Annotated in this window: 29 protein-coding genes; 14 read left to right on the top strand and 15 right to left on the bottom strand. The window is 69.7% G+C overall.

Going from position 1 to position 23,921, the window contains the following annotated elements; translation table 11 throughout:
• Positions 1-129: 129 nt before the first annotated feature.
• On the top strand, positions 130-1,503 hold the full coding sequence (gene gabT, locus I8J34_RS02430; protein ID WP_214359778.1) for a 4-aminobutyrate--2-oxoglutarate transaminase: 1,374 nt from the start codon (positions 130-132) through the stop codon (positions 1,501-1,503).
• A 55-nt stretch (positions 1,504-1,558) separates the two neighbouring features.
• Positions 1,559-2,638 carry a C45 family autoproteolytic acyltransferase/hydrolase gene (locus tag I8J34_RS02435; RefSeq protein ID WP_214359779.1) on the top strand — a complete coding sequence of 360 codons (1,080 nt, stop codon included), beginning with the start codon at positions 1,559-1,561 and terminating at the stop codon, positions 2,636-2,638.
• A gap of 12 nt (positions 2,639-2,650) precedes the next feature.
• On the opposite strand, the gene I8J34_RS02440 is transcribed toward I8J34_RS02435, so the two are convergent.
• Entirely contained in the window at positions 2,651-3,424 is a 774-nt protein-coding gene (locus I8J34_RS02440; protein ID WP_214359780.1) for a DUF2189 domain-containing protein, read from the bottom strand.
• 73 nt (positions 3,425-3,497) lie between these two features.
• Complete coding sequence (locus I8J34_RS02445; RefSeq protein ID WP_214359781.1) at positions 3,498-3,917, bottom strand: hypothetical protein; 420 nt, start codon at positions 3,915-3,917, stop codon at positions 3,498-3,500.
• A 193-nt stretch (positions 3,918-4,110) separates the two neighbouring features.
• On the opposite strand from I8J34_RS02445, the gene I8J34_RS02450 reads away from it, so the two are divergent.
• Both I8J34_RS02450 and I8J34_RS02455 read left to right on the top strand, forming a co-directional pair.
• Complete coding sequence (locus I8J34_RS02450; RefSeq protein ID WP_214359782.1) at positions 4,111-4,575, top strand: MarR family winged helix-turn-helix transcriptional regulator; 465 nt, start codon at positions 4,111-4,113, stop codon at positions 4,573-4,575.
• Positions 4,576-4,712: 137 nt separating this feature from the next.
• Positions 4,713-5,135 carry an organic hydroperoxide resistance protein gene (locus I8J34_RS02455; protein ID WP_214359783.1) on the top strand — a complete coding sequence of 141 codons (423 nt, stop codon included), beginning with the start codon at positions 4,713-4,715 and terminating at the stop codon, positions 5,133-5,135.
• 84 nt (positions 5,136-5,219) lie between these two features.
• Here I8J34_RS02455 and I8J34_RS02460 read toward each other — a convergent pair whose 3' ends face one another.
• Both I8J34_RS02460 and I8J34_RS02465 read right to left on the bottom strand, forming a co-directional pair.
• Positions 5,220-6,017, bottom strand: coding sequence for an alpha/beta fold hydrolase (locus I8J34_RS02460; protein ID WP_214359784.1), 798 nt, complete (start codon positions 6,015-6,017; stop codon positions 5,220-5,222).
• Positions 6,018-6,021: 4 nt separating this feature from the next.
• Positions 6,022-7,038 carry a M14 family zinc carboxypeptidase gene (locus tag I8J34_RS02465; RefSeq protein WP_230411676.1) on the bottom strand — a complete coding sequence of 339 codons (1,017 nt, stop codon included), beginning with the start codon at positions 7,036-7,038 and terminating at the stop codon, positions 6,022-6,024.
• Positions 7,039-7,197: 159 nt separating this feature from the next.
• Between I8J34_RS02465 and I8J34_RS02470 the strand changes: the two genes are divergently transcribed.
• Positions 7,198-7,350, top strand: coding sequence for a hypothetical protein (locus tag I8J34_RS02470; protein ID WP_214359786.1), 153 nt, complete (start codon positions 7,198-7,200; stop codon positions 7,348-7,350).
• Here I8J34_RS02470 and I8J34_RS02475 read toward each other — a convergent pair.
• Entirely contained in the window at positions 7,347-7,676 is a 330-nt protein-coding gene (locus tag I8J34_RS02475; protein ID WP_214359787.1) for a ferrochelatase, read from the bottom strand. The genes I8J34_RS02470 and I8J34_RS02475 overlap by 4 nt on opposite strands.
• Positions 7,677-7,717: 41 nt before the next feature.
• Here I8J34_RS02475 and I8J34_RS02480 point away from each other — a divergent pair, with 41 nt between their 5' ends.
• Complete coding sequence (locus I8J34_RS02480) at positions 7,718-8,017, top strand: cupin domain-containing protein (RefSeq protein ID WP_214359788.1); 300 nt, start codon at positions 7,718-7,720, stop codon at positions 8,015-8,017.
• A gap of 23 nt (positions 8,018-8,040) precedes the next feature.
• Positions 8,041-8,361: a YciI family protein gene (locus I8J34_RS02485; RefSeq protein WP_214359789.1), complete on the top strand. Its 321-nt coding sequence runs from the start codon at positions 8,041-8,043 to the stop codon at positions 8,359-8,361.
• Here I8J34_RS02485 and ggpS read toward each other — a convergent pair.
• The 3 genes from ggpS to I8J34_RS02500 form a co-directional block, all read right to left on the bottom strand.
• Complete coding sequence (gene ggpS, locus I8J34_RS02490; protein ID WP_214359790.1) at positions 8,358-10,643, bottom strand: glucosylglycerol-phosphate synthase; 2,286 nt, start codon at positions 10,641-10,643, stop codon at positions 8,358-8,360. The two genes, I8J34_RS02485 and ggpS, sit on opposite strands and share 4 nt — an antisense overlap.
• Positions 10,644-10,653: 10 nt before the next feature.
• Positions 10,654-11,910 (bottom strand): MFS transporter, encoded by a 1,257-nt coding sequence (locus I8J34_RS02495; protein ID WP_214359791.1) that lies wholly within the window; start codon positions 11,908-11,910, stop codon positions 10,654-10,656.
• 338 nt (positions 11,911-12,248) lie between these two features.
• Positions 12,249-13,157, bottom strand: coding sequence for a DMT family transporter (locus I8J34_RS02500; RefSeq protein WP_214359792.1), 909 nt, complete (start codon positions 13,155-13,157; stop codon positions 12,249-12,251).
• Between the two features lie 169 nt (positions 13,158-13,326).
• Here I8J34_RS02500 and I8J34_RS02505 point away from each other — a divergent pair, with 169 nt between their 5' ends.
• The 3 genes from I8J34_RS02505 (at position 13,327) to I8J34_RS02515 (ending at position 15,211) form a co-directional block, all read left to right on the top strand.
• The gene (locus I8J34_RS02505) at positions 13,327-14,004 is read left to right on the top strand and encodes a CHRD domain-containing protein (protein ID WP_214359793.1); all 678 of its coding nucleotides are present in this window, start codon (positions 13,327-13,329) and stop codon (positions 14,002-14,004) included.
• 12 nt (positions 14,005-14,016) lie between these two features.
• Positions 14,017-14,259: an isoaspartyl peptidase/L-asparaginase gene (locus I8J34_RS02510; RefSeq protein ID WP_214359794.1), complete on the top strand. Its 243-nt coding sequence runs from the start codon at positions 14,017-14,019 to the stop codon at positions 14,257-14,259.
• 199 nt (positions 14,260-14,458) lie between these two features.
• A complete protein-coding gene (locus I8J34_RS02515; protein ID WP_214359795.1) occupies positions 14,459-15,211 on the top strand; it encodes an isoaspartyl peptidase/L-asparaginase family protein in 753 nt (250 codons plus the stop codon).
• A 140-nt stretch (positions 15,212-15,351) separates the two neighbouring features.
• On the opposite strand, the gene argC is transcribed toward I8J34_RS02515, so the two are convergent.
• On the bottom strand, positions 15,352-16,311 hold the full coding sequence (gene argC, locus I8J34_RS02520; protein WP_214359796.1) for an N-acetyl-gamma-glutamyl-phosphate reductase: 960 nt from the start codon (positions 16,309-16,311) through the stop codon (positions 15,352-15,354).
• Between the two features lie 305 nt (positions 16,312-16,616).
• Between argC and I8J34_RS02525 the strand changes: the two genes are divergently transcribed.
• Entirely contained in the window at positions 16,617-16,979 is a 363-nt protein-coding gene (locus tag I8J34_RS02525) for a hypothetical protein (RefSeq protein WP_214359797.1), read from the top strand.
• Between the two features lie 31 nt (positions 16,980-17,010).
• On the opposite strand, the gene I8J34_RS02530 is transcribed toward I8J34_RS02525, so the two are convergent.
• The 5 genes from I8J34_RS02530 to I8J34_RS02550 form a co-directional block, all read right to left on the bottom strand.
• Positions 17,011-18,000 (bottom strand): hypothetical protein, encoded by a 990-nt coding sequence (locus I8J34_RS02530; RefSeq protein WP_214359798.1) that lies wholly within the window; start codon positions 17,998-18,000, stop codon positions 17,011-17,013.
• 179 nt (positions 18,001-18,179) lie between these two features.
• Positions 18,180-18,686, bottom strand: a complete 507-nt coding sequence (locus I8J34_RS02535; protein WP_214359799.1) for a hypothetical protein — start codon at positions 18,684-18,686, stop codon at positions 18,180-18,182.
• 72 nt (positions 18,687-18,758) lie between these two features.
• A complete protein-coding gene (locus I8J34_RS02540) occupies positions 18,759-19,814 on the bottom strand; it encodes a PLP-dependent cysteine synthase family protein (RefSeq protein ID WP_214359800.1) in 1,056 nt (351 codons plus the stop codon).
• A gap of 20 nt (positions 19,815-19,834) precedes the next feature.
• Positions 19,835-20,401 carry a DUF922 domain-containing protein gene (locus I8J34_RS02545; RefSeq protein ID WP_214359801.1) on the bottom strand — a complete coding sequence of 189 codons (567 nt, stop codon included), beginning with the start codon at positions 20,399-20,401 and terminating at the stop codon, positions 19,835-19,837.
• Complete coding sequence (locus I8J34_RS02550) at positions 20,398-21,333, bottom strand: LysR substrate-binding domain-containing protein (RefSeq protein ID WP_214359802.1); 936 nt, start codon at positions 21,331-21,333, stop codon at positions 20,398-20,400. The genes I8J34_RS02545 and I8J34_RS02550 overlap by 4 nt, the downstream gene beginning before the upstream one ends.
• A gap of 116 nt (positions 21,334-21,449) precedes the next feature.
• Here I8J34_RS02550 and I8J34_RS02555 point away from each other — a divergent pair, with 116 nt between their 5' ends.
• The 3 genes from I8J34_RS02555 to I8J34_RS02565 are packed head-to-tail and all read left to right on the top strand — an operon-like array spanning position 21,450 to position 23,337.
• On the top strand, positions 21,450-21,800 hold the full coding sequence (locus tag I8J34_RS02555; protein ID WP_214359803.1) for a DUF2917 domain-containing protein: 351 nt from the start codon (positions 21,450-21,452) through the stop codon (positions 21,798-21,800).
• A 47-nt stretch (positions 21,801-21,847) separates the two neighbouring features.
• Positions 21,848-22,735 (top strand): alpha/beta fold hydrolase, encoded by an 888-nt coding sequence (locus I8J34_RS02560; RefSeq protein WP_214359804.1) that lies wholly within the window; start codon positions 21,848-21,850, stop codon positions 22,733-22,735.
• Positions 22,732-23,337 carry a 2-hydroxychromene-2-carboxylate isomerase gene (locus I8J34_RS02565; protein WP_214359805.1) on the top strand — a complete coding sequence of 202 codons (606 nt, stop codon included), beginning with the start codon at positions 22,732-22,734 and terminating at the stop codon, positions 23,335-23,337. Before I8J34_RS02560 ends, I8J34_RS02565 begins: the two co-directional genes overlap by 4 nt.
• Positions 23,338-23,349: 12 nt before the next feature.
• On the opposite strand, the gene I8J34_RS02570 is transcribed toward I8J34_RS02565, so the two are convergent.
• A complete protein-coding gene (locus tag I8J34_RS02570; protein WP_214359806.1) occupies positions 23,350-23,700 on the bottom strand; it encodes a DMT family protein in 351 nt (116 codons plus the stop codon).
• Positions 23,701-23,921: the final 221 nt, after the last annotated feature.

The raw sequence follows: 23,921 nt of genomic DNA on the forward strand, positions 1-23,921 counted from the left end.
CCGGGCCGACGCCTACTACAAGGCAGCAAGGCCGGCGAGTGGGGCCGACGGATCGACCGTGAGCACGCCCCGGCCTGTGTCTGCCGTGTCGCCCGGCGCCCGTGCCGGCCTGGACTTTGGGGGAAAACGATGGCCTCGATCGATCTGAAAACCGACATCCCGGGCCCCGCCAGCCGGGCCATCGTGGCCCGCCGCGACGCGGCCGTCTCGCGCGGTGCGCCGCGCCTCACCGGCATCGCCGTGGTGCGTGGCGACGGCGCCACGGTGACCGATGCGGACGGCAACACCCTGCTCGACTTTGCCGGCGGCATCGGCACGCTGGCGGTCGGCCACACCCCGCCCGCGGTGGTGGCGGCGATCCGCGCGCAGGCCGGCGAGCTGCTGCACATGTGCAGCATCGTCGCCACCTACGAGCCCTACGTGGCGGTGTGCGAGCGGCTCAATGCCCTCACCCCCGGCGATTTCGCCAAGAAGACCACCCTGCTCAACAGCGGTGCCGAGGCGGTCGAGGCGGCGGTCAAGATCGCCCGCGCCCACACCCGGCGGCAGGCGCTCATCGTCTTCGAGGGCGCCTATCACGGGCGCACCAACATGACCATGGGCATGACCAGCAAGTACGCGCTGTTTAAGGCCGGCTTCGGCCCCTTCCCCTCCGAAATCTACCGCCTGCCCTTCCCCAACCCCTACCGGCGGCCGGCCGGCATGAGCGAGGACGCCTACATCGACCACTGCATCGCCCAGTTCGACCATGCGCTGATCGCCCAGGTGGCGCCCGAGGCGGTGGCCGCCGTGGTGGTCGAGACGGTGCAGGGCGAGGGCGGCTTCCTGCCGCTGCCGCCACGCTTCGCCGCCCACCTGCAGGCGCGCTGCCGCGAGCACGGCATGCTCTATGTGGCCGACGAAGTGCAGGCCGGCATGGGCCGCACCGGGCGGCTGTTCGCGGTCGAGCACTACGGCCTGGTGCCGGACTTGCTGGTGAGCGGCAAATCCATCGCCGCCGGCATGCCGCTGGCCGCCGTCACCGGCCGCGCCGAGATCATGGACGCCCCGCATCCGGGCGGGCTGGGCGGCACCTTCAGCGGCAACCCGGTGGCCTGTGCGGCGGCGCTGACGGTGCTCGACCAGCTCACCGCGCCGGGTTTCATGGCCCGTGCCGAGGTGGTCGGCCAGCGCCTGCGCACCCATCTGGAGGCCTTGCAGGCCGCCTATCCCGAAGCCATCGGCGAGGTGCGCGGCCTGGGGCCGATGCTGACCCTCGACCTGGTGGAGGACGCAGCCAGCCGCACGCCCGACGCCGCGCTCACCAACGCGCTCACCGCCGAGACCCTCAAGCGCGGGCTGATCACCCTGCGCGCCGGGCTCTACGGCAACTGCCTGCGCCTGCTGCCGCCGCTGACCCTCAGCGATGCGCAGATCGACGAAGCCATGGCGGTGCTGGCCGAGGCCGTGCCGGCCGCCATCGCGGCGACGCGCGATGCCGTGCGTGAGGTGGCAACGACATGAGCGCGCCCGCTCGGCTGCCCGAAAGATGTCGCGGCTGCGACAAGCGGGTCGTGCCATGAGCCAGCCGCGTGTCCTCTCGCTGACCGGCACGCCGCGCGACATGGGCCGGGTACATGGCGCGGCCTTCGCCGACGAGATCCGGCGCTACACCGCCGAACGCGTCGCGCTGGCCGGCAGCGCGGTCTGGACCGGCCATGCGATGGAGCGCGACGCCGTGCTGGCGCTGGCCGAGGCCTGCCTCGACGCGCACGCCGCCTACGCGCCCGGGTTGATGCTGGAGCTCGAAGGCCTGGCCGAGGCCAGCGGCCTGAGCCTGGCCGAGCTGATCATCACCAACGGCTTCACCGATTTCATCGATCTGGTCTACGCCCGCGGTGCGGCCGGCGGCGCCACCGCGCAGGTCGAGGACGACTGCACCGCCTTCCTGATCCCCGATGCGCTCAGCGTCGACGGCCACGGCTATCTGGGCCAGACCTGGGACATGCATGCCGGATCGCGCCCCTATGTGCTGCTGCTGCAGGGCCGGCCCGACGATGGGCCACGCTTCATGGCCTTCAGCCTCACCGGCTGCGTCGGCATGATCGGCATGAACGCGGCGGGCATCGCCGTGGGTATCAACAACCTGCTCGGCGCCGAGGGGCAGATCGGGGTGAGCTGGCCCTTCGTGGTGCGCAAGGCGCTGCAGCAGACCGACATCGAGGCCGCGCTCGCCTGCATCACCGACGCGCCGCTGATGGGCGCGCACAACTTCCTGCTCGCCGACCGCCACGGCACCGGCATCAACATCGAAGCTATGCCCGGCCACTGCCACATCACGCGCCGCGGCGGCGCCGCGCTGGTGCATAGCAACCACTGTCTCGATGCCGCGACGCTGCGTCGCTGCCGGCCGCGCGCGCCGGCCTCGCAGGCCTCCAGCGAGGCCCGGCTGGCCCGTGCGCAGACCCTGCTCGATGCCGGCGGGCTGAGCGCGCCGGCACTGATGGCGCTGACCCGCGACCCGGTCATCTGCGTGCGTGCCACCCCGCCGCTGGAGATGGAAACCTGCGGCGCCGCGCTCATGCAGCCGGCCACCGGCCAGTTCTGGGCGGTGCAGGGCCTGCCGACCGAGAACGACTACGCACGCTTCACGGTTTAGGCGCCGCGCCGGCTACTCGACCAGATCCTTGTAGGCATGCCACGAGGCATGGCCGATCAGCGGCAGCAGCAGCACCATGCCCACCATCAGCGTGGCAAAGCCCAGCGCCATTGCGCCGACCAGGATCGCCGCCCACAGCGCCGTCGTCGCCGGATTGAGGGCGACGGCCCGCGCGCTGGTCATCATGGCGGTGGCGATGTCGGTGTCGCGGTCCATCAGCATCGGTACCGACACCACCGACAGCGCAAACACCACCGCGGCCAGAATGCCGCCCAGAACCAGGTAGGCCGCGACGAACTGCAGGTGCTCGCCCGACAGGAAGATGTCGCCCAGCAGGTTGCCCACGCTCGGTGCCGAGGCGTTGTAGAACAGCGCGAACAGGATGACCGAGGTGCGCTCCCACAGGATCAGCGTGACGGCCAGAAAGAGGCCGAAGTAGAACAGCGAATCCCCATGGCGGCGCAGCCCGACGAGCGATTCGTACAGACCGCAGACTTCGCCCTTGGTCCGCCGGCGCGAAATCTCGTACAGGCCCGCGGCGGCCACCGGCCCGATCAGCATGAAGCCCGAGATCGCCGCGGTGAACAGATACGGCATGTCGACCGCGTAGGCCAGGATCAGGTAGCCCATCAGGGCGTAGAACGCACCGTAGAACAGGCTGGCGCCGGGGCTGGCGGAGAGGTCCTGCCAGCCGAGTTTCAGCCATCGCCAGGGGCGGGCAGTGTCGACTTGGCGCACGTGGGGCAGATCGAAATGGCGGTCGAGATGACCGAGCGGCTTGTCCATGACGTCCTCCTTTGCTCAAAAAATCGTGCAGAACGTAGACTCGCGGGCTGGTCGGCAGTTCGCATCGCCCGCGTCAGGGGCCGCGGTGTTCGCGGCGCCAGGCCGACCAGGTCCACAACACGCTGACGCTGTCCGACACCGCGAAGAACAGTGCCAGCGTCCCCGGGATGAGGCCGAAGGCCCATAGCGCCGCCATGATGAAGGGCACCAGCGGGCGGTCGAGCATCGAGGCGAAGACGAAGCCCTGCGCATCGAGCCGGCCGCTCACCACATACAACATGCCCAGCCCGCCGATCAGCAGGCCCACCAGGCGGAAGTAGTTCGCCGCCTGCACACCCAGCTCAGGCAAGTGCAACACCTCGGCCACCCAGTGCGGCGCCAGCAGCACCAGCGGCGCCTCGGCCAGCAGGATCCAGCCGAAGACCTCGACGGTTTTCGCCGATCGGGATTGCCCGACCGGGCGGATCAGGCGTGCGAACAGTGGCGAACTCATGGCGTCGTCTCCGGGTGGGGGATCGGGCCGGCCGCCATGGACGGCGCCCGCTTTCATCATGGGTGGCGGGCGCCGATGTCGCCAGCGGGTTTTCCGGGAATCCGGCCGGTTCCGCCGAGCGGGGTCGCCTGGCCGGCGGAAAGCGGACGATTTGCGCTTGCGATTAAATAGTGCGCGATATAAACTGCCGGGCATGGACGCCACGACACCACCCGCACCGGACCATCCGCCCACGCTGCGGCTCGACGACCAACTGTGCTTCGCCCTGTATGCCGCCAGCCTGGCCATGAACAAGGCCTACCGCAAGACGCTCGCGCCACTGGGCCTCACCTACCCGCAATATCTGGTGATGATGGTGCTGTGGGAGCAGGACAGCCGCAACGTCTCCGAGATCGGCGAACGTCTGTCGCTCGACTCGGCCACCCTCACCCCGCTGCTCAAGCGCATGGAAGCCGCGGGCCTGGTGCAGCGCACCCGCGCCGTCACCGACGAGCGTCAGGTGGTGGTCACCCTGAGCGCTGCCGGTAAGGACCTCAAGCGCCAGGCGGAGGGCATTCCCGCCACCATGCTGTGCGCCACCGGCTGTACGCCAGCGCGTCTCGTGGCGCTCAAGGGCGAGCTGGACACGCTGCGCCAAAACCTTTCCCAAGCGGTTTGACCGTGTGCGGCACGACCGGGAGGTTCTCTTTCTCTGTCTAATAAATCGCACACGATGAAATCGTACGCTATCGCTTCGGCGCCGCGACACCCGAAGCGCCCTATGCCCTACCGTCGCATCCCAACAGGAGAAGCCCCATGCTAGAAAAAGCCCTCTACCAAGCCCATGCCAAAGCCACCGGCGGTCGTGACGGCCGCGCCGTCAGTTCCGATGGCGTCCTCGACGTCAAGCTGACCACGCCGAAGGAACTCGGCGGTGCCGGCGGCGACGGCACCAACCCGGAGCAGCTCTTTGCCGCCGGCTACTCGGCCTGCTTCATGGGTGCGATGAAATTCGTGGCCGGCAAGGAAAAGATTGCCCTGCCCAGCGACCTGGGCATCGAAGGCATCGTCGGCATCGGCCCCATCCCGACCGGTTTCGGTATTGAGGTCGAACTGCGCATTTCCGCGCCCGGCATGGACAAGGACACCCTGCGCGACCTGGTCGACAAGGCCCATATCGTCTGCCCCTACTCCAACGCGACCCGTGGCAACATCAATGTGACGCTGACGCTGGTCTGACGCCGTCGTGACGCCAACGGCAACGGGGCCGCCATCGTGCGGCCCCGTTGCCGTTCGGGGTGCGAAGATGAGACCGAGCAGCACTCACGCCTTGGCGCCCGTCCGCTGCGGCGCCACCGCTCCGGCACCCGGTGCGGCGTCGCCGGCCAGCCAATGGCGCACCTGCTCGGCCACCCAGGGGGCGTCGTCGAGCGGCAGATCGTGGCCGGCGCGCGGATGCTCGCGCAGCGGGCACTGCCAAGCCGCGGCCAGTGCCTGCGAGCAGCCCGGGTGCACCAGGGCGTCGCCGGCGCCGGCGAGCAGCAAGGTGGCGGTGGGCCTGGCGGCCGGGGCGCGGTAGCGGGCGGCGGCGAGCAGCTGGCACAAGGCGTTGCGTGCCGAGACGGGATGCGCTTCGCGCAGCGCCGTCCACGCGTCGACCACGGCGGGGTCGTCGATATGCAAACGGCTGGTGAGGCGCAGCACGGTGCGCTCGCGCCGCCGGGCGTCGGTGCCGGCAATCAGCTGCAGCAAGGGCAGGTAGCTGCCCGGGCGCAGCCGGCGGTAAAAGGGGCTGAACGGGCGCAGGCTGGTGCTGATGAGCACGCAGCGGTCCACCTCCTGCGGTCGCGCGGCCGCCCAGGCGACGGCCACCATGGCGCCCAGCGACATCGCCAGCAGCGTGTAGGGCGGGGCCAGGCCGCGGCGGCGCGCCGTCGCGATGCCATGCGCGGCCATGGCCTCGACACGGCAGGGGCTGGGCTCCTGAAACAGGTCGCCGTTGCCGGGCAGGTCGAGGGTGACGACTCGCGCCTCGGGCAGGGCGTTGCGCAGGTGCTCGGGGAAATCGCCCCAGTGGCCGCTCTCCCGCGTGAGCCCGCGCAGCAGGATCCAGGTCGTCATCGGCTCACCGGTACCAGGCGTCGAGCGCACGCGCATGGTGCGCCACCCGGGCCCCGTCACGCGGCAGCCAGCCGGCGTAGCTGCAGGTGGCACGGCACAGGAAATCGAGCAGCGGCAGGTGGCGGCGCAGCACCCGCTGCTGGCGGTGCGCGATCAGCGGGTTGAACAGGCCGTCGCGCGAGAACAGCTGGCGCGGGTTTTTCTTGACCCACAGCCAGGAGCCCATCTCCAGCGTCAGCGGCAGGAAGACGCGCTCGGGCGTGGCGCATGCCCGCAGGTGCAGGAAGTCCCACAGATCGCCATGGGCGAGGTATTGGCGGCTCTGCGGCTCGAACAGATAGGGGTGGTGATGGTGGCAACCGGTGAACACCTCCTGGAGCGCGTGCATCTCGGCCAGGTGGGCGAAGGGCGCGCGCGTATGGGCATAGGGAAACCAGATGCGGTCGCGGGCGCCGAAGCCGGAATGGCAGTCGAGCGCGAGGCTGAAGGGGCGGGCCAGCAGCTCGGCGGCGGCGAGGTCGCACACTGCCCGGCTTTCCAGCTCCATGGCCGCCTGCGCCACGCCGCGGTACCAGGGCAGGCGGGCGCTCACCCGCTGGCCGCCGACCAGCGGTGCCACCGCCTCCACGGCGTCGACCGGGGCATTGCGCATCAGGTCCACACCGCGCGGATTGGCGCGCGTGCCCTGCCACATGCCACCCGGATTGACCACCGGCATGAAGACCAGGCGCAGGTGTTCGAGCTGGCGGTGCAGCATGGCGTCCCACGACAGGCGCATCACCAGATGGTGGAGGAAGGCGATCACCACGTCGGCGCCGATCCGTTCGAGACCGTGAACCCCGCCGAAGAAGCCGATGGCCGGCGTCTCGGGCGCCGGATTGCCCAGCGCGATCACGTATAGCGGAAAGGTCTGCCCGCCCGGCAGGCGCACCTCGGCCGCCACGCGGGCGTCGACATGGGGCGAGCGCGCCTCGAGGAGGCGTTCCAGTTGGACCAGTTCCGGCAGTGTGGGCGGCTTCACGGCGGCGTGTCGGTGTTGAACGCTTTGAGCATAGTCCAGCGCTCGGCGGCCCGCGCGTGCGGCACCGGCCGCTCGGAGAGTGCAGTGCAACGTGGCTGTCATCCGGTCTTGCTAGGCTGGGGCCCACCAAGCGGACATTCATGCCGCGGGAGACAGATCATGCGTTGGATCGGCGTGCGCCTGCAGCGAATCATCGACGAGCTCTTCGACTACGGTGGGTTCTGCGCCTGCTGCTTCGACGAGCTCGCCCCGCCAGTCGCCGGCGACCCGCCGCTGCCGGACGGGAGCGCGCTCCACCCGGCCCGCGCCTAGCCGCGCCACATCACCCAGGTCTTCTGCCGCCAGCGCAGCGAGCGCCACCAGCGCTCGCCTTCGTCATGCAGCGCGACGCCCTTGGCGCTGAGCGTGTAGTAGCACGCTTGCAGACCGCGCTGCGCGACGGGAACGATGTAGCCGTTGCGTTCAAGAAAATCGAAGTAATGCACCGCCAGCGGAACGCCCTCGAGATGCATCGAAAAGGCGGTGTCCCACAGCCGGATGAAGGGATGACCGTGCCGCATCGCGCGCAGAACCTGCAGCACATGCCAGCGGTGCGGCACGGGCTCGTCATGTTGAGGATCGATCGCCGTCGCTGCCATGCGGGCCTCCCCGATCGGCAAACGGTGGCCGCGGCCACCCGATGCACGCGCCCCTCGACCGGCATGGCGCCCGGTCTGCCGAGGGTGCGTTCTCCCTGGGTTCGAGCTCGGGCGGGCGCACAAGTTTCAGGTCGCGACGCTGCCTGGTGTGGTCAGCCGGCGAACGCTTCGTGCCGCACCGGCACTGGGGCGGGGAGGAGGTCTTCGTGCTGCATGGCGAATTCACCGACGAGCATGGCCGCTCCCCGGTCGGCACCTGGCTGCGCAGCCCGCATCTGAGCGCGCACCACCCGTTCGCCCATGTGCGCTACCGTGTGGGCGCGCTGCAGTTGCGTCGCTGAAAACGCATCACCGGAGATTTGCCATGCTGTATCTGATCCTGCTCTCGTACCGCGTGCCGCTGACCGAGGTGGACGCCCACCTGGGGGCGCACCGCGCCTACCTTGAACGCCACTACCGTGCCGGCCATTTCCTGCTCTCCGGACGGCGCGAGCCGCGCAGCGGCGGGGTCATTCTGGCGCAGGCCGACGACCGCGCCACGGTCGAGGCCTGGGTGGCCGAGGACCCCTTCCACCAGGCCGGCGTGGCCACCAGCGAGATCATCGCCTGGGCGCCGAGCCTGCGCGCCGAGGCGGATCTGGCCGAGGTGGCACCGCAGGCGGCGCCGGTGGCCGGGCGGCCCTAGTCCACCGCGCTCAAGGCGCCGGTCGGTGCCGCCTCCGCGGCCTCGCGCGTCATGCCATCGACGGCCTCGATGAAGGCTTCGCCCCAGTGCTGCACCGTGTTGTGGCAGACGATGCCGAACTGCTCGCGGATCGGGCCGCGCGGGTCGGCGGCGGTGCCGCCGATGGTCAGGCCGAGGTAGATCTTCTCTTCCATGTCGGACGGATCGTGCGGGTTGGTGAGCAAGGTGCCGTGCAGCTCGGCGGCGACGCCGGCGAACTCGGACAGCACCAGCACGCCATGGCCCTGGGTCAGGCCCTGGGTGGCCACATATTCCTTGGCCACCAGGTTGAGGCCGTCACGCAGCGGGGTGATCCACATCACGTCGGCCATGGCGTAGTAGCTCACCACCTCGTCGAAGGGCAGCGGGCGGAAGAAGAACTGCAGCGGCGTCCAGCCCACGGTGGAGAAGCGCCCGTTGATGCGCCCGACGGCCTGCTCGATCTGCGACTGCAGGTCGCGGTAGATGGTCATCTCGCGCGCTGCCGGCACGCACACCGTGACCAGCGTGACCTTGCCGTGGAATTCCGGATGGTTGTCGAGCAGGCGTTCGAAGGCTTCGAGCTTCTGCAGCGTGCCCTTGGTGTAGTCGAGCCGCTCGACCGACAGCACCATGCGCTTGCCGGCCAGTTCCTCGCGCAGCCGGGCCATGCGCTCGTGGGTCGCTTTCTCGGCGAGGATCTTTTCGATGCGGCCCACGTCGAGCCCGACCGGATGGGCGCCGAGGCCGATGCGGCGGTGGTGTACTTCGATCTCGGTGGCGTAGTCTTCCACCCCCACCGCGCAGCCATAGGTGCGAAAGCGCGGTGCGCTGGCCTGGCGCTTGAGCACCTTGACCGGGGCCACGCCCTGCGCGGCATCGAGGAAGTTCTCCACCTGGCGCGGGATGTGGAAGCCGATGTAGTCGCACTGCATCAGGCTGCCGATGATCTCGCGCCGCCACGGCAGCACGTTGAACACGTCGGCGGACGGGAAGTAGGTGTGATGGAAGAAGGCGATGCGCAGATCCGGGCGCAACTCGCGCAGGAAGCCCGGCACCATCCACAGGTTGTAGTCATGCAGCCATACCAGCGCGCCCTCGGCGGCCTCGGCGGCGGTGCGCTCGGCAAACAGGCGGTTGACCTTGAGATAGACCTCCCAGTCGTCCTCGCGGAACTCGGCGCGTTCCCAGAAGGTGTGCAGGGTCGGCCAGAAGGCTTCCTTGGAGAAGCGCTTGTAGAACACGTCCACATCGTTCTTGGTCAGCGCCACGCGGGCCGCCACCAGGCCGGGATAGGCCTTGCGGTCGACCACCGTGTGGGTCTCGAAGGGGCGGCCGTTCTCGGGGTCATGAATCGCCCAGGCGACCCAGGCGCCGCGCTGCCCGCCTTTGAAGAAGGACATCAGCGTGGGCATGATGCCGTTGGGCGAGGTCGGTCGGCGGCGCACCAGCTCACCGTCCTCCCAGCTCTCTTCATAGGGCAGGCGGTGATACACCATGACCAGCTCGGAGCGGCCGGGCTTGGCCATCGCCGCCACCTCGGCATCGACCGCGCCCGGGCCGAGAAAGCCGAAGTGCGACAGTGCTTCGAGAATGCCGCCGCAGCCGGTGTACTTGGCATGCAGCACCTTGGAGCGATCGCGCGTGGCCTGGATCAGCCCATGCTCCGACTCGCCCACCGCCACGCCGAAGAACCCCGCTTCGAACATCGACAGGTCGTTGAGCGTGTCGCCGGCCACCAGCACCTCGTCATGCGGCACCTCGAGCAGGTCGACCAGACGGGTCAGGGTGCTGCCCTTGTTGATGCCGCGCGGCAGCACGTCGAGATACTTGTCGGCCGAGAACAGCAGGTCGCAGCCGAGCGACTCGACCCGCGCCACCAGGTCGGAGGTGACCGCGTCGGCATCGCAGAAGTAAGAGCAGCGGCGCTGCTGCGGCACGGTCTGGCGATGGATGCCGGGGATGTCGCCGATGCGGTCGCGCACCACATGCTCGCCCGGCCAGAGCGCGTCGATCGACGACTGGATGGGCTCGACCGGCCGCAGATCGGTGCCTTCGACCACGGTGGCGCCGACGTCGCAGATGACGAAGTCCGGCTGCGGAATGGTCGGGTCGTCGAGCAGCGGCATCACCACCTCCAGCCCGCGCCCGGTGACGAACACCAGCGTGATTTCGGGGTGGGCGGCGATCAGTTGGTAGAGGCGGCTGCGGTTGTCCGGGTTGCCGCCCAGAAAGGTGCCGTCGAGATCGGTGGCGAGAATCATGGGATTGTCCTTATGAGGTGTGGGGATGGGGTGTGGGTGCGTGGGCGGCCTGTTCGGCCGACATCATGTCCATCGCCCCCGGCGAGGTGCGCACCATCGGGACGAAGATGGCCGGGGCATCGACGATCACGTCGTCGCGACGGCGGGTGTGCCAGAAGGCGAGGGCCGAGAGCAGCAGCGTCATCAGCATGAAGTGGAGGGGCAGGGCTGCCGGCCCGAACCGGGCCATGGCGGCGCCGGCCAGCATCGGGCCGATGGCGGCCCCTGCCCCGTGAAACAGCAGCAAGGCGGCATTGCCGCCGAGAATCTCGTCCGTATGCAGGTGGTCCACCAGGTGGGCCACCGCGATCGGGTAGAGCGAAAAGGCCACGCCGCCGAAGGCGAAGGCCGCGCCCATCAGCGGCCAGTAGCGCGCACCGGCCACGAGCAGCGCCAGCGCCGCCAGGGCGGTGAGCAGGGCCACCACCATCAGCGTGCGCCGCCGGTCGTTGCCGTCGGAGAAATGGCCGATTGGCCATTGCAGTGCCACCCCGCCGAGGATGGTGGCGGTCATGAAATCGGCAGCCACCGTCGCGTCGGCGCCGAGCCGGCCCACCCAGACGGCGCCCAGGCTCCAGAAGGCGCCCATCGCCAGGCCCGACAGCACGCCGGCCAGCACCGCCACCGGCGCCGTGCGAAAGCAGCCACGCAAGGCCATGCGTGTGCCGTCCGCTGGTGTCGGCGGCGTCAGCCGGGTGGCCGACACCGGCATCGCCGCCAGGCACACGAAGGCCGCCGAAATCGCGAACAGCAGGTAGCCGGCCGGCGAATCGATGGCCAGCAACTGCTGTGCGGCGGCCAGCGCGCCCAGGTTGCACACCATGTAGACGGCGAACACCCGGCCGCGCAGGGCCGCGCCGGCATGGGTGCTCAGCCAGCTTTCGATGACGATGTACAAGCCCACCACCGCCGCGCCGGCGATCACCCGCAGCACGATCCAGGCGATGGGGTCGATCCATATCAGGTGTGCCAGCACGCTGACCGTGACGGCCGCGGTGAAGAAGGCGAAGGCGCGGATATGCCCCATGCGCCGGATCAGCCCCGGGCCGAGCAGCGTGCCGAGCAGGAAGCCGACGAAGTAGCTCGAGCCCATCAGGCCGAGCACGCCGTCGGAAAAGCCCTCGTGCGCGCCGCGCAGCACGAGGAGGGTATTGAGCAGTCCGACACCGAGCAGCAAGAGCACGGTGCCCGAGAGCAGCGCAAAAATCCGCGCGACAACTGGAAACATGGCGTCGGTACGCCAGCGCCGGCCGGCGGGAATCTACCGCCGTGAATCGACCGAAGGGCACGCAAGGGCTTGCGGCACGGTCCGGCACCTGCGGTGCCGACCCATCAAGGCCCCCGAGGGTCGGGGGCGGGCGCGCGTTCCGTTCCGGTCGAATCGGGGTGCCGGGGTCACCGGCAGGCACTGGAACGCAAATTATTATCGTACAAACATTTTACCGACATTGATGCAATGCACAACCCGAGCGGCCGAACGGCCGGCCGGGCGCCGCCAGGTGAGGACAGGACGGGTCGACGCGGTGTCGAGGCCGCGCAAAACGCAGGCCCTCGGCACCTGGGGCGCTATCGGGCGCGGCGCTTCAGGTCGCGTGGCGGCCGGTTGGCCAGGAAGATGCCGGTACCGACCGTCGCCATGGCGCCCATCACCGCCGGGGTGAGCGGCTCGTCGAGGAGGATCACGCCGGCGAGCACGCCCATGACCGGCGTGAGAAAAGAGAAAGCCGACAGCCGCGTGGCCGGGTAGTGGCGGACGAGCCAGAACCAGCAGGCATAGCTGAAGGCGGCGACCACCACGATCTGGAAGGCGAGGCTGCCGACCAGTGTCGGCGTGATCGCACCGACACGCGTCTCGCCCATCAGGACGGCAACCAGGGACAACACCAGCGCCGAGACGGCGATCTGGTAGAGCAAGGTCTTCTCCGGCGCGGCGGCGGCCAGGCGCGAAAACTTGACGGTCAGCGTGGTGGCGGCCCACATCACTGCCGCGCCGAGCATCATCATGTCGCCGATCCAGGCGGTGCCGGCGGGCTTGAGCAGGCCCTCGCCGAACAAGGCCACCACTCCGGCGAAGGCCAGCGCCAGCCCTGCCCACTGGATCGGCTGCATGTGTTCGCCCGGCAGGCGCCACACCACCCCCAGCGACACCATGAATGGCGCGGTGTAGACGAAGATCACGGCGCGCGAGGCGGAGGTGAACTGCAGCCCCCAGTACAGCAGCGCGAATTCGCCGGCAAACAGCAGGCCGGCCAGCAGCCCCGGCGCCAATGTGCCGTCGTCCAGGCGCAGGTCGACACGCCGGTGCCGCGCCCACAGCCACACCAGCCCCATCGCCCCGAGCGAGCGCAGCGCCGACTGCAGCAGCGGCGCCATGTCCGGCGCGGCAAGCTTGATGGCCACCTGCTGCAGGCCCCAGATGGCGCACAGAAACACCATCAGCAGGGCGGCGCGGGGGTCGAGATGGGTATGGGTCATGGTGTCCGGTCCGGAGCGGAGGGAGGATTCAATCGGAGGCCGGGTCGGCGCGCAAGTTGACGCTGCGGCAGGGCGCGTGTCGAAGGGCTTTACAGTGGCCAGCCCGGCGGGCCAGATGCCGCGCATGAAACGTCAATAAATCAATACGATGCGCTATCTGGCGCCGCATATGCTTGCCTGTGCACGAGACCCGCCTGCGCCGCAGGCGGCGGATGTCGACGAGGTGGCCGCGATGAAGCGCTTTGCCCGGCAACTGATGTGGCTCTTGGGGTTGTGCGTCAGCACGGCCTGGGCCGACCCGGTGATGTATTCGACCAGCCTGAGCGGCGCCAACGAGGTCCCGGCCAACCTGTCGCCGGCCACCGGCACGCTCAGCGTCGGCTTCGATGCCGCCGCCAATACCCTGTCGGTGGACCTTAATTTCGCCGATCTGACCGGCTCCACCGTGGTCGCCCATCTGCATTGCTGCGCCGGCCCCGGCGTCAATGCCGGCGTGGCGGTCGGGCTCACCGGCTTTGTCAGCGGCGTGACGGCGGCGACCTACAACCGGCTGTTCGATCTCACCGATTCGAGCATCTACGCGGCGGCTTTTCTCGCCAGCGCCGGCGGAAACGCCACGGATGCCGCCTCGGCCCTGGGCGCTGCGCTGGCCGCCGGGCAGGTCTACGTCAACATCCACACCACCACGTTTGCCGGCGGCGAGATCCGCGGCAACCTGCTGGCCGTGCCGGAGCCGGGCGCGCTGGCGCTGGTGGCCGTGGCCCTGCTGGCCTTCGGGCTGACGCGCGCGCATGGCCATCGCTGGGTGACGCGCCGCCTGGCCGCCGCCACCGCCGCCCGGCGCTGACCACGCGGCCGGATGCGCCCGCCAGCCCCCTGCGCCATCGCAATCCACGGCGGTGCCGGCACACTCACGCGCGGCCTGCTGACGGCTGCCCAGGAAGACGAGATCCATGCCGCGCTGCAGGCCGCGGCCCGCGCCGGCGCGCGCCTCCTGTGGCAGGGGGGCGACAGCCTCGACGCGGTCGAGGCGGCGGTGCGCGTGCTGGAGGATTGCGTCTGGTTGAACCTAGAAACCGCAGTTGACCGCTTGTGCGCATGAGCAAGGTATTGAACATGCGGACCTTTTCGGCTTCGCGGCCGATCACCCGGTGGGTAACAGCGCTACGCACCCGATTGCACGTCTAGTGGGCCGCCTGGCCGCGTTGCTCCTCCTTACAGCGTGCAGGCTGTGCGTCGTCGCGCCTTGCCAGACAGCCCACCAGACGCACACTCGGGCGCGTCCAACTACGGTTTCTAGGTTGAACGCCGGCAAGGGGGCGGTGTTCGACGCCGACGGCGGCCATGAGCTCGACGCCGCCATCATGGACGGCGCCACGCTGCGGGCCGGGGCGGTGGCCGGCCTGCGGCACAGCCCGAATCCGGTCACGGTGGCGCGTGCCGTCATGACGCATTCGCCGCATGTCCTGCTGGCCGGCCGCGGGGCCGACCGCTTTGCGCGCGAGCAGGGCCTGCCGCAGGTGGACAATGCGTGGTTCGACACGCCGCTGCGGCGCCAACAATTCGAGCAGGCCCGCGGTGGCGGCCTGGCGCCCGGCGCCGACGACTTCAAGTTCGGCACCGTCGGCGCCGTGGCCATCGACAGCGCCGGCCATCTGGCCGCGGCCACCTCGACTGGGGGGCTCACCCTCAAGGCCATCGGCCGCGTCGGTGACTCGCCCTTGATCGGTGCCGGCACCTATGCCGACGACCGCAGCTGCGCGGTGTCGGCAACCGGCCATGGTGAGGTTTTCATTCGCCATGCCGCGGCCCATGCGGTGTGCGCCCGCTACCGCTACCTGCAGCCGCCGTTGGCCGACTGCGTGCACCACGTGCTGTTCGACGAGCTCAAACCGGCCGGTGGCGCGGGCGGCATGATCGCCGTCGACCGGCTCGGCCAGCTGGTGCTCGATTTCAACACCGACGGCATGTACCGCGCCTGGTGCCAGGGCGAGGGCGCGGTGTTCAGCGCCATCTACGGCGACGAGTCGGCGCAGCAGGGGCGCATGGGCTGAACCCGGCCGGGCATCGCTCGGCAACGCCTTTTGCACAATCTTGCCGTGCGCCCGCCGGCGCGTGGCCGTCTCGGCAGCCTTGGCCCGGGCAAAAAAGAACCCGGCGCGCAGGCCGGGTTCGTCGGGGGGCGGTATGCGGCTTACACCGCCAGACCGGTCGCCTCGTCCACCCCGAGCATCAGGTTCATGCACTGGATGGCGGCGCCCGAGGCGCCCTTGCCGAGGTTGTCGAAGCGCGCCGCCAGCAGGATCTGCTCGCCATGGCCGAAGACGAAGATCTCGGCGCGGTTGGTGTCGTTGCAGGCGGTGGCCGGCAAAAAGCCGTTGTCGAGCAGCGGCGTGGCGTCGGCCGGCATGACCTTGATGAAGGTCTCGCCCGCGTAGTACTCGGCGAAGAAATGCTGCAGGTCGGCGGCGGCCACCGGCTTGGTGAGCAGGCGCGGCAGCAGCGGCACGGCCACCACCATGCCCTGTGCGAAGTTGCCGACGATGGGGGTGAACAGCGGTTTGGCGGCCAGGCCGGTGAGTGCCTGCATCTCGGGCAGGTGCTTGTGCGCCAGGCCGAGTGCGTAGAAGCGCGGGCTCTTCATGGCGTCGCCCAGCTCGCCGGCGTCTTCGTAGCTGGCGATCATTTCCTTGCCGCCGCCGCTGTAGCCGGTGATCGAGTAGGTGGTGGCCGGGTAGTCGGCGGGCACGATGCCGGCGGCGACCAGCGGGTGCATGAGCATGATGAAGCCGCTGGCATGGCAGCCCGGCACGGCCACTTTCTGCGCGGTGCGCACGCGCTCGCGATGGCCGGGGTTGAGTTCGGGCAGGCCGTAGACCCAGTCGGGGTTCGTGCGGTGGGCGGTGCTGGCGTCGAGGAAGCGGGTGCGGGTGTTGCCCGGTGCGAGCAGCGACACCGATTCTTTCGAGGCGGCGTCGGGCAGGCACAGGAAGACCACGTCGGCGGTGTTGATGTACTCGGCCTTGACGCTGGCGTCCTTGCGCTGGGCATCGGGGATGGTGAGGATCTCGACGTCGTCGCGCAGGGCGAGGCGTTCGTCGATCTTGAGTCCGGTCGTGCCGTGACGGCCGTCGATGAAGACTTTGTAGGTCATGGTGTATTCCGTAAGTGGACCTGTCGTAAGCCGTATTTTAGTCTGCTTTGGCGCTGTGACGCCGCGCGATCGCCCCGCGACCCGCCCGGCATGCGCTGCGCGGTGTTGCCCGCCACCATTCGTCCCGTGGCCGCTATGCAGCGGCCGGCACTGGGCCTATACCGAAGTGTCGGGCCCCCACAAAGGCGGGCGAGTGTGCGCTGTGCCAATCACGCCACGCGTCGATCGTCACGCCTGCGTCCGAGCATGAGCGACGCGCCGTCTGTGCGTCGGACTCGGCCCCCCGGCCCGGCGAGGAGACTGTCATGACGATTCGGAAGATCCCATTCGCGCTGGCGCCCGCCGCGCTATGCGCCGCGCTGCTGTTGCCTGTGGGCGCGCAGGCGGCCGGCTCCGACGAGGCTTTCAACGAGATGCTCGGCACCATGGAATCCCGCGATACCGGCTCGGGCTGGTTCGATTACTACGTCGAAGTCCTCAACCAGGAAATTGCCTACATGCAGGACACCGAGGCCTACGGCGCCGCCGGACCCAGTGGCCCGCTCGATGGCTTCAACGGCTATGTGGCCGGCTTCAGGGCGCCCGACACCGGCTCACGGTGGATGAACGGCTATGTGGATTCGGTGAACCGGGTGATCCGCGAGAAGCAGCAATACGACGCATTCTGAGGCAGGCGCTGCGCCGTCTGGGCGCTGCCGCTCAGTCCCCGTCCGGGCCGAGCACGCCGGAGCCTTCGGCCGGCGAGTCGGCGGCCCGGCGCTGCGCGATTCGGGCGTTCGCCGCGTCCGCCGCCCGGTGCGCCGGGTCGAGGCCGAAACGGGCCATGACTTCGGCGGGGAAGGCTTTGTCCGGCGCTGCCTCGTACCAGGCGGCGAGGTAGTCGGCGAAGGAGGTCGTGGCGCCGGCCGTGACCGGATTGAGGTAGGCGATGGCCTGCCAGTAGTCGGGATGTTGTTCGAACAGCGGGAGCAACTGGCTGGCCACGACCTCGTTCTTCTGCCGGAGGTAGGGATCGTCGCGCAGCGACGCGGCATGCTCGGCATACCAGTCGCGCAGCGAGCGGTGGGTCAGCTGGCGGTGCGGCTCGCGCGCCAGGGCGTCGGCGTAGGCGGCAAAGGTGGCGCCGTAGCCGACCCAGTTGCGGGTGGGCGGCGAGGTTTCCCAGGTCGCGGCGAGCCGTTTCAGGGTGTAGAGCGCGGCGGTCTCGCACAGGGCTTCTTCAAACCACTGGTGGGCATGTGCGCCGTCGGCGCCGACGCGCATGCCGCGATCGAAGTTCGATGCGACATGGCAGAGTTCGTGCGCGAACTGGTAGGCGTACTGAAACCATCGCTCGTCACGCGCGGTGAGCTGGATCCGGTACTCGCCGTGGAGGCCGCGATCGTAGAGCACGCGGGGCGCGCCGCTGCGCGGAATGACGCGCACCGACAGGTCCTGGCGCAGGCCGACGCTGCGGTCGAGGAATTCGTGCGCCACCGATTCGAGCACCCGCTGCAGGTCGCGCCGGTCGACCTGCCCCCAATCGCCCGGCGCCACGTCGATCGACACCGTGTGGGCGTTCTTGCGCAGGGTGCCCAGCGGATCGAGCGGATCGAATCCGGCGTGGGCGAACTTCGGCATCGGCATCGACGCCGCCAGCACCAGCAACATCCACTTGGCGCGGTGACGCGAGCCCCGGCGATGGGTCATGACGGCTCCCGGGTGAGCGGCGCGGAAAACGCCGTCCCGGCGCACAGCGCTGCGACGGATTCCGGCCGGGCTTCGGTGCGCGACGCGCACCGGTTTCTTTTGGTGTAGTCCCCGCGCGGCACGGTCGCAAGCTCACGGCCGCGGTCGGGCGGTGATGCGACCCCGCCGGGCACGGTGGCTCAGGGCAGCACGAAGAGGCGGTAGCGGTGCGGCAGGCCGGGGCGCAGGGTGATGTCGCCGTCCGCGCTCTTGACGGCCAGCGCCGGGTCGCGGGTGAAGACTTGCACGGTGGCCGAGGGGCGGGCCAGCAGGCGGTCGGCATCGCAGCGGGCGACACCGCCGGCGACCTGCACTGCAGCGCATTGGGCCAGCCAGGCTGGGCCTGCGATCTTGGCGACCGGCGCGGCCGGTGCGGGCGCAGGTGCCGGTGGCGGGGCGCTGGGGGCCGGCGGCGGGGCGACCGCCTTGCGGACGGGCTTCGGCGCCGGTCGCGCCGGTTCGGTGCGCGGTGTGTCGGGGGTGTCCGCATCGACCTCCGCGGCCGGTGCTGCGGGCGCCGGCAGCTTGGCCTTGACGGTGTCCACCGCGTTCTGGATCGAGGCGCAACCGCCCAGGCCCAGCGCGGCGAGCAGGGTCAGGATGAGGCGGATGCGCGGGGCGTCGGGGTGGTGGCGGCGAAGGGGCATGACAGCAATCTACGGCCGGTGGAATCGGGATTTTAGCGGTGGCTTGCCTTCCTTGGGGGCGGGCGGTGGCCGTCAGGTCAGCTCGCCGGTGGCCATGAAGTGCTCGAGCCGAGCCCGCCAGGGCGCCAGGTCCAGCCCCTGGCGGGCGATCCACTCGGGGTTGTAGTAGGTGTCGAGGTAGCGTTCGCCGCCATCGCACAGCATGGTGACGACGCTGCCGGTCTGGCCCTTGGCCTTCATGCGCGCGCACAACTGGAAGGCGGCATACAGGTTGGTGCCGGTCGATCCGCCGGCCTTGCGCTGGAGCAGGGTCTCGAGCAGGTGGATGGCGGCCAGGCTGGCGGCGTCGGGCACCTTGATCATCAGGTCGATCACCGAGGGGATGAAGGAGGGCTCGACCCGCGGCCGGCCGATGCCTTCGATGCGCGAGCTGGCATCGAGCGTGGGCGAGGTGGCCGGGTCGAGGAAGTGGTCGTAGAACACCGAGTTTTCGGGGTCGGCCACGCACAGCCCGGTGGCGAAGCGCTTGTAGCGCAGGAAGCGGCCGATGGTGGCCGAGGTGCCGCCGGTGCCGGCGCTGACCACGACCCAGCGCGGAATCGGGTCGGGCTCGGCGGCCATCTGGGCAAAGATCGATTCGGCGATGTTGTTGTTGCCGCGCCAGTCGGTGACGCGCTCGGCATAGGTGAACTGGTCCATGTAGTGCCCGCCCTTGGCCGCCGCCAGCTGCGCCGCTTCGGCGTAGATGTCGCGGGTCGTGACCAGGTGGCACTGGCCGCCGTAGAAGCTGATCTGGTCGATCTTTTTCTGCGAGGTGGTGGCCGGCATCACCGCGATGAAGGGCAGGCCGAGCAGGCGCGCGAAATAAGCTTCGGACACCGCGGTGCTGCCCGAGGAGGCCTCGACGATGGGGGTGCCCTCGCGGATCCAGCCGTTGCACAGGCCGTAGAGAAACAGCGAGCGCGCCAGGCGGTGCTTGAGGCTGCCGGTGGGATGGGTCGATTCGTCCTTGAGATAGAGCTGGATGGGGGCGATGGCCGGCAGCGCCAGCGGGATCAGGTGGGTGTCGGCCGAGCGGTGGTAGTCGGCGTCGATCTTGCGCAGGGCGTCATGGATCCAGGCAGTCATGGGCATACCTTGTGGGTGGGTCAGTCGAGATGGGCGCCCTGGGTCCGGCCGTGGCCGGTGGTGGCGTCGTAGGTGCGCTCGCGGGCGCGGGTGTGGTCGAGGATCGCATGGCCGCGCCGGTTGGCGGTCTCGGACAGCGTGTCGCAGTCCGGCTGGGGCGGGACGGCCATCAGGGCCGCTTCGATCCGTTCGGCGGCCTGCACGGCCAGATCGGCATGGCCTTGTTCATGCACTTGCAGGGCGGTCAGGTAGTCGGCATAGCGCTGGCGCAGCTCGGCCCGGCGCGGCAGGCGGGTGGCCTGCGGAAAGGTGTAGGCGATGTCGACCTCGGTGCTCACCCGCTGCATGGCGCACTGGCCGCCCGCGCTGCGCCAGAAGGTGTGCCAGCGCACGGTCCAGCGGGTATCGCTGTGGAAGGTCCGGCCGCCTTCGCGCACCGTCGAGGCCGCGGACAATGCACGGCGCAGGTCCGGCGTGTCGGCCAGGTCGACCGGATAGCTCAGCTGCGTGATGCGCACCGTCGCCTGGGCGCCGGCCGGCAGGGCAAGCATCAGGCCCAGCATGGCTGCGATGCTGCGTGCGCTCACGCCCGGCGCGCCTCGGGCAGGGTGTCGGTGACGGTGCTACGCGCCGCGGCGGCGCGCACCCACTGCGCGAACACCTCGACCTCGGGGCGCATCGGCCCCGGCGCCGGCACCAGCCAGATGCCGCGCCCGGTGATGGCGCGGTGGTTGATGCCGACCGGCACCAGCCGGCCTTCGCGCAGCAGCGGCGCCATCATCTCGAGCCGGCCGATGGCCAGGCCCTGACCGGCCAGCGCGGCCTGGATGAGCTGGTCGTAGTGGCTGAAGCGCAGGCAGCTGCGCGGCTGCACATCGGCCAGCCCCTCGGCGGCGAGCCAGGGCGTCCAGCTCAGCCAGCCGTTGCCGGCGCCGTCGAAGTCGAGCAGCACCTGCTCGGGCAGGGTGCTGGCGTCGAGCACCAAGTCGCTGCCGACCGACGGATGGGCCACCGGCAGCAGGGTGTCGCCGAACAGGCGCCAGCTGCCCTCGGGCGCGTCGCGGTCGGGGCAATAGCGCAGAGCCAGGTCGATGTCGTCATGCGCCAGGTCGATGATGCGGTTGGTGGTGGAGATGCGCACATCGATCTCGGGGTGGGCGGACTGGAAGTCGCGCAGCTGCGGCACCAGCCACAGCGCCGAGATGCCGACGCTGGCGGTGATGGTCACGGTCGGGCGCACCGGCATCTTGAGGCGCGCGGCCAGCCGGCCGTATTCGTTGAGCCAGCCCTCGGCGGCGGCGGCCAGGCGGGTGCCGGCCTCGGTCAGGCTCAGGCTGCGCGTGGCGCGTACGAAGAGCTTGACGCCGAGGGCCTGCTCCAGGGTCTGCACCTGGCGCGAGATGGCCGACTGGCTCAGGCACAGCTCCTCGCCCGCCAGGGTGAAGGACAAATGCCGCGCGGCCGCCACGAAGGCGCGCAGCGGATCGAGCGGGGGCAGGCGGAGCAGCGGACTATCCATGCGATTTTTGCATCCATGCAATGCAAATTGACCGTTTGTCGACAGCCTAGACGCTGACGATACTTCGATCAACCCGCCGTCGATGGAGACGGCCGGGGGTTCAGGAGGACCTCATCATGGCTGACATAATCGCATCCGAATCGATCACGCTGACGCCGCGCACCACCTTGGTGCTGGCCCAGATGGCCCATGCCGAAATCCGTAGTCGCCGCGGCAGCGTGTGGATCACCCAATACGGCGATCCGCGCGACCTGGTGCTCGCGCCGGGCGAATCGGTGGTGCTCAAGCTGCCGACCGCCACGGTGATGACCGCCAGCGACGGCGCCGAGGTGTTGATCACCCGTCGGGCGACGGCACCGGCCAGAGCGTCGATCGGCCGCTGGCTGGCCGGGTTGTTCGATCCGCGCTGGAGCAGCCGTGCCAGCTGCGCGCTGCGTCGCCCCGGGCGGCAGCTGCGTCATGGCTGAGCGGCCGCACAGGCCTGTGCCATACTGAACCGGACGGAGGGCAAAGCATGTTCGGACCGGCATTCGAGGCGCGCACCGTGGACACCACCGGGGCGCGCATCCATTTCACACACGGCGGCGAAGGGCCGCCGTTGTTGCTGCTGCACGGCTACCCGCAAACCCATGCGATGTGGCATGCGGTGGCGCCTGCGCTGGCGGCGGACTTCCACGTGATCTGCCCCGACCTGCGCGGCTATGGCGACAGCAGCAAGCCGGCCGGCGGGCCCGATCATGCCAACTATGCCAAGCGCGCGATGGCGCAGGACATGGTCGAGCTGATGGCGGCGCTGGGCCACACCCGCTTCGACATGGCCGGCCATGACCGCGGCGCGCGCGTTACCCATCGCCTGGCGCTCGACCACCCGCAGGCGGTGCGCCGGGCCTGCGTGATGGACATCGCGCCGACACACTACATGTTCGGCCACACCGACCAGGCCTTCGCCACCGGCTACTACCACTGGTTCTTCCTGATCCAGCCCGACGGCCTGCCCGAACGCATGATCGGTGCCGATCCCGACTACTACCTGCACGAAAAGCTGCACCGCTGGGCCGCGCCCGGCGCCCGCTTCGATGCGGCCGCACTGGCCGAGTACCGGCGCTGCTTCGCCTGGCCCGAGACCATCCATGCCAGCTGCGAGGACTACCGTGCCGCCGCCGGCATCGATCTGGCGCATGACGCGGCCGACCGCGCGCGGCGCATCGCGTGCCCGCTGCTGGTGCTGTGGGGTGACCAGGGCTTTGTCCAGCGCAGCTACGATGTGCTGGCGGTGTGGCGTGAATACGCCCGTGATGTGCGCGGCCATGCCGTGCACAGCGGCCACTTTCTGCCCGAGGAGGCGCCCGGCGAGGTGATTGCCGCGCTGCGCGACTTCTTCAAGGAGCCCGACAGCCGATGAGCAGCCCGCAACCCGTCGAGGTCTGGTTCGAGTTCGCCAGCTCCTATTCCTACCTGGCGGTGATGCGCGTCGAGGCCGCCGCGCGCGCCGCCGGGGTGCCGCTGCAGTGGCGCCCCTTCCTGCTCGGCCCGGTGTTCCTCAGCCTGGGCTGGAACGACTCACCCTTCAACATCTACCCGCCCAAGGGGCGCTACATGTGGCGCGACATGGCGCGCCTGGCGGCCAAGTACGACATCCCCTTCCGCCTGCCCAGCCAGTTCCCGCGCAACGCCCTGCTGGCAGCGCAGGTCGCCTGCCTGGGCCAGACCCAGCCGTGGATCGCCGCCTTCGCCCGCGCCGCGATGCGGGCCAACTTCGGCGAGGACCGCGACATCGGCCAGCCCGAGGTGATCGCCGACATCCTCACCGCGCTCGCGCTGCCGGCCGACACCCTGATCGCCGAGGCGCAGGCCGACGACAACGCGCAGGCGCTGCAGCGACAGACCGAACAGGCCACCGCGCTCGGCATCTTCGGCGCGCCCACCTTCCTGGTCGGCGGCGAGATGTTCTGGGGCAACGACCGGCTCGAAGACACCCTGGCCTGGGCATGCCGCCCGGCGTGAGCCATGCCGGGTTCAGGCGCCCTTGCTGCGGAACATGAAATACACCGCGCCCAGCAGGCACAGGCCGGCCCACAGGTAGTCCTGCTTGAGCGGCTCCTTGAGATAGAACACCGAAAAGGGCACGAACACCGACAGCGTGATCACCTCCTGGACGATCTTCAGCTGACCGACGCTCATCACCGTGTAGCCGGCCCGGTTGGCGGGCACCTGCAGCAGGTATTCGAACAGCGCGATGCCCCAGCTCACCAGCGCCGCGATCAGCCAGGGCTTGCCGTTGAGTTCCTTGAGGTGGGCATACCAGGCGAAGGTCATGAAGACATTGCTGCACAGGAGCAGACCGATGCTGGTGACGACGGGGTTCATGAGCTCACGAAATCGCGCGAATGCCGGGGGCGGGCGCCGATTATGCGCCTGACCGGGGCGGCCGTGGCGGACGTCGCGCGCCACCACGCGCCAGTGTCAGGGCGCGGGGTGTCGAGGCGTCCAATGTGGGTTCGGTGTGCCCGCGGCGGTCTCTTCGGCCTTGGGTGTAAGATGCGCCGAAAACCCATTTGAAGCCGCCCGCCACGCGCGGGCGTACGGAG

The sequence above is a fragment of the Denitromonas iodatirespirans genome, assembly GCF_018524365.1.
In the GTDB taxonomy this organism is placed as follows: Bacteria; Pseudomonadota; Gammaproteobacteria; order Burkholderiales; family Rhodocyclaceae; genus Nitrogeniibacter; species Nitrogeniibacter iodatirespirans.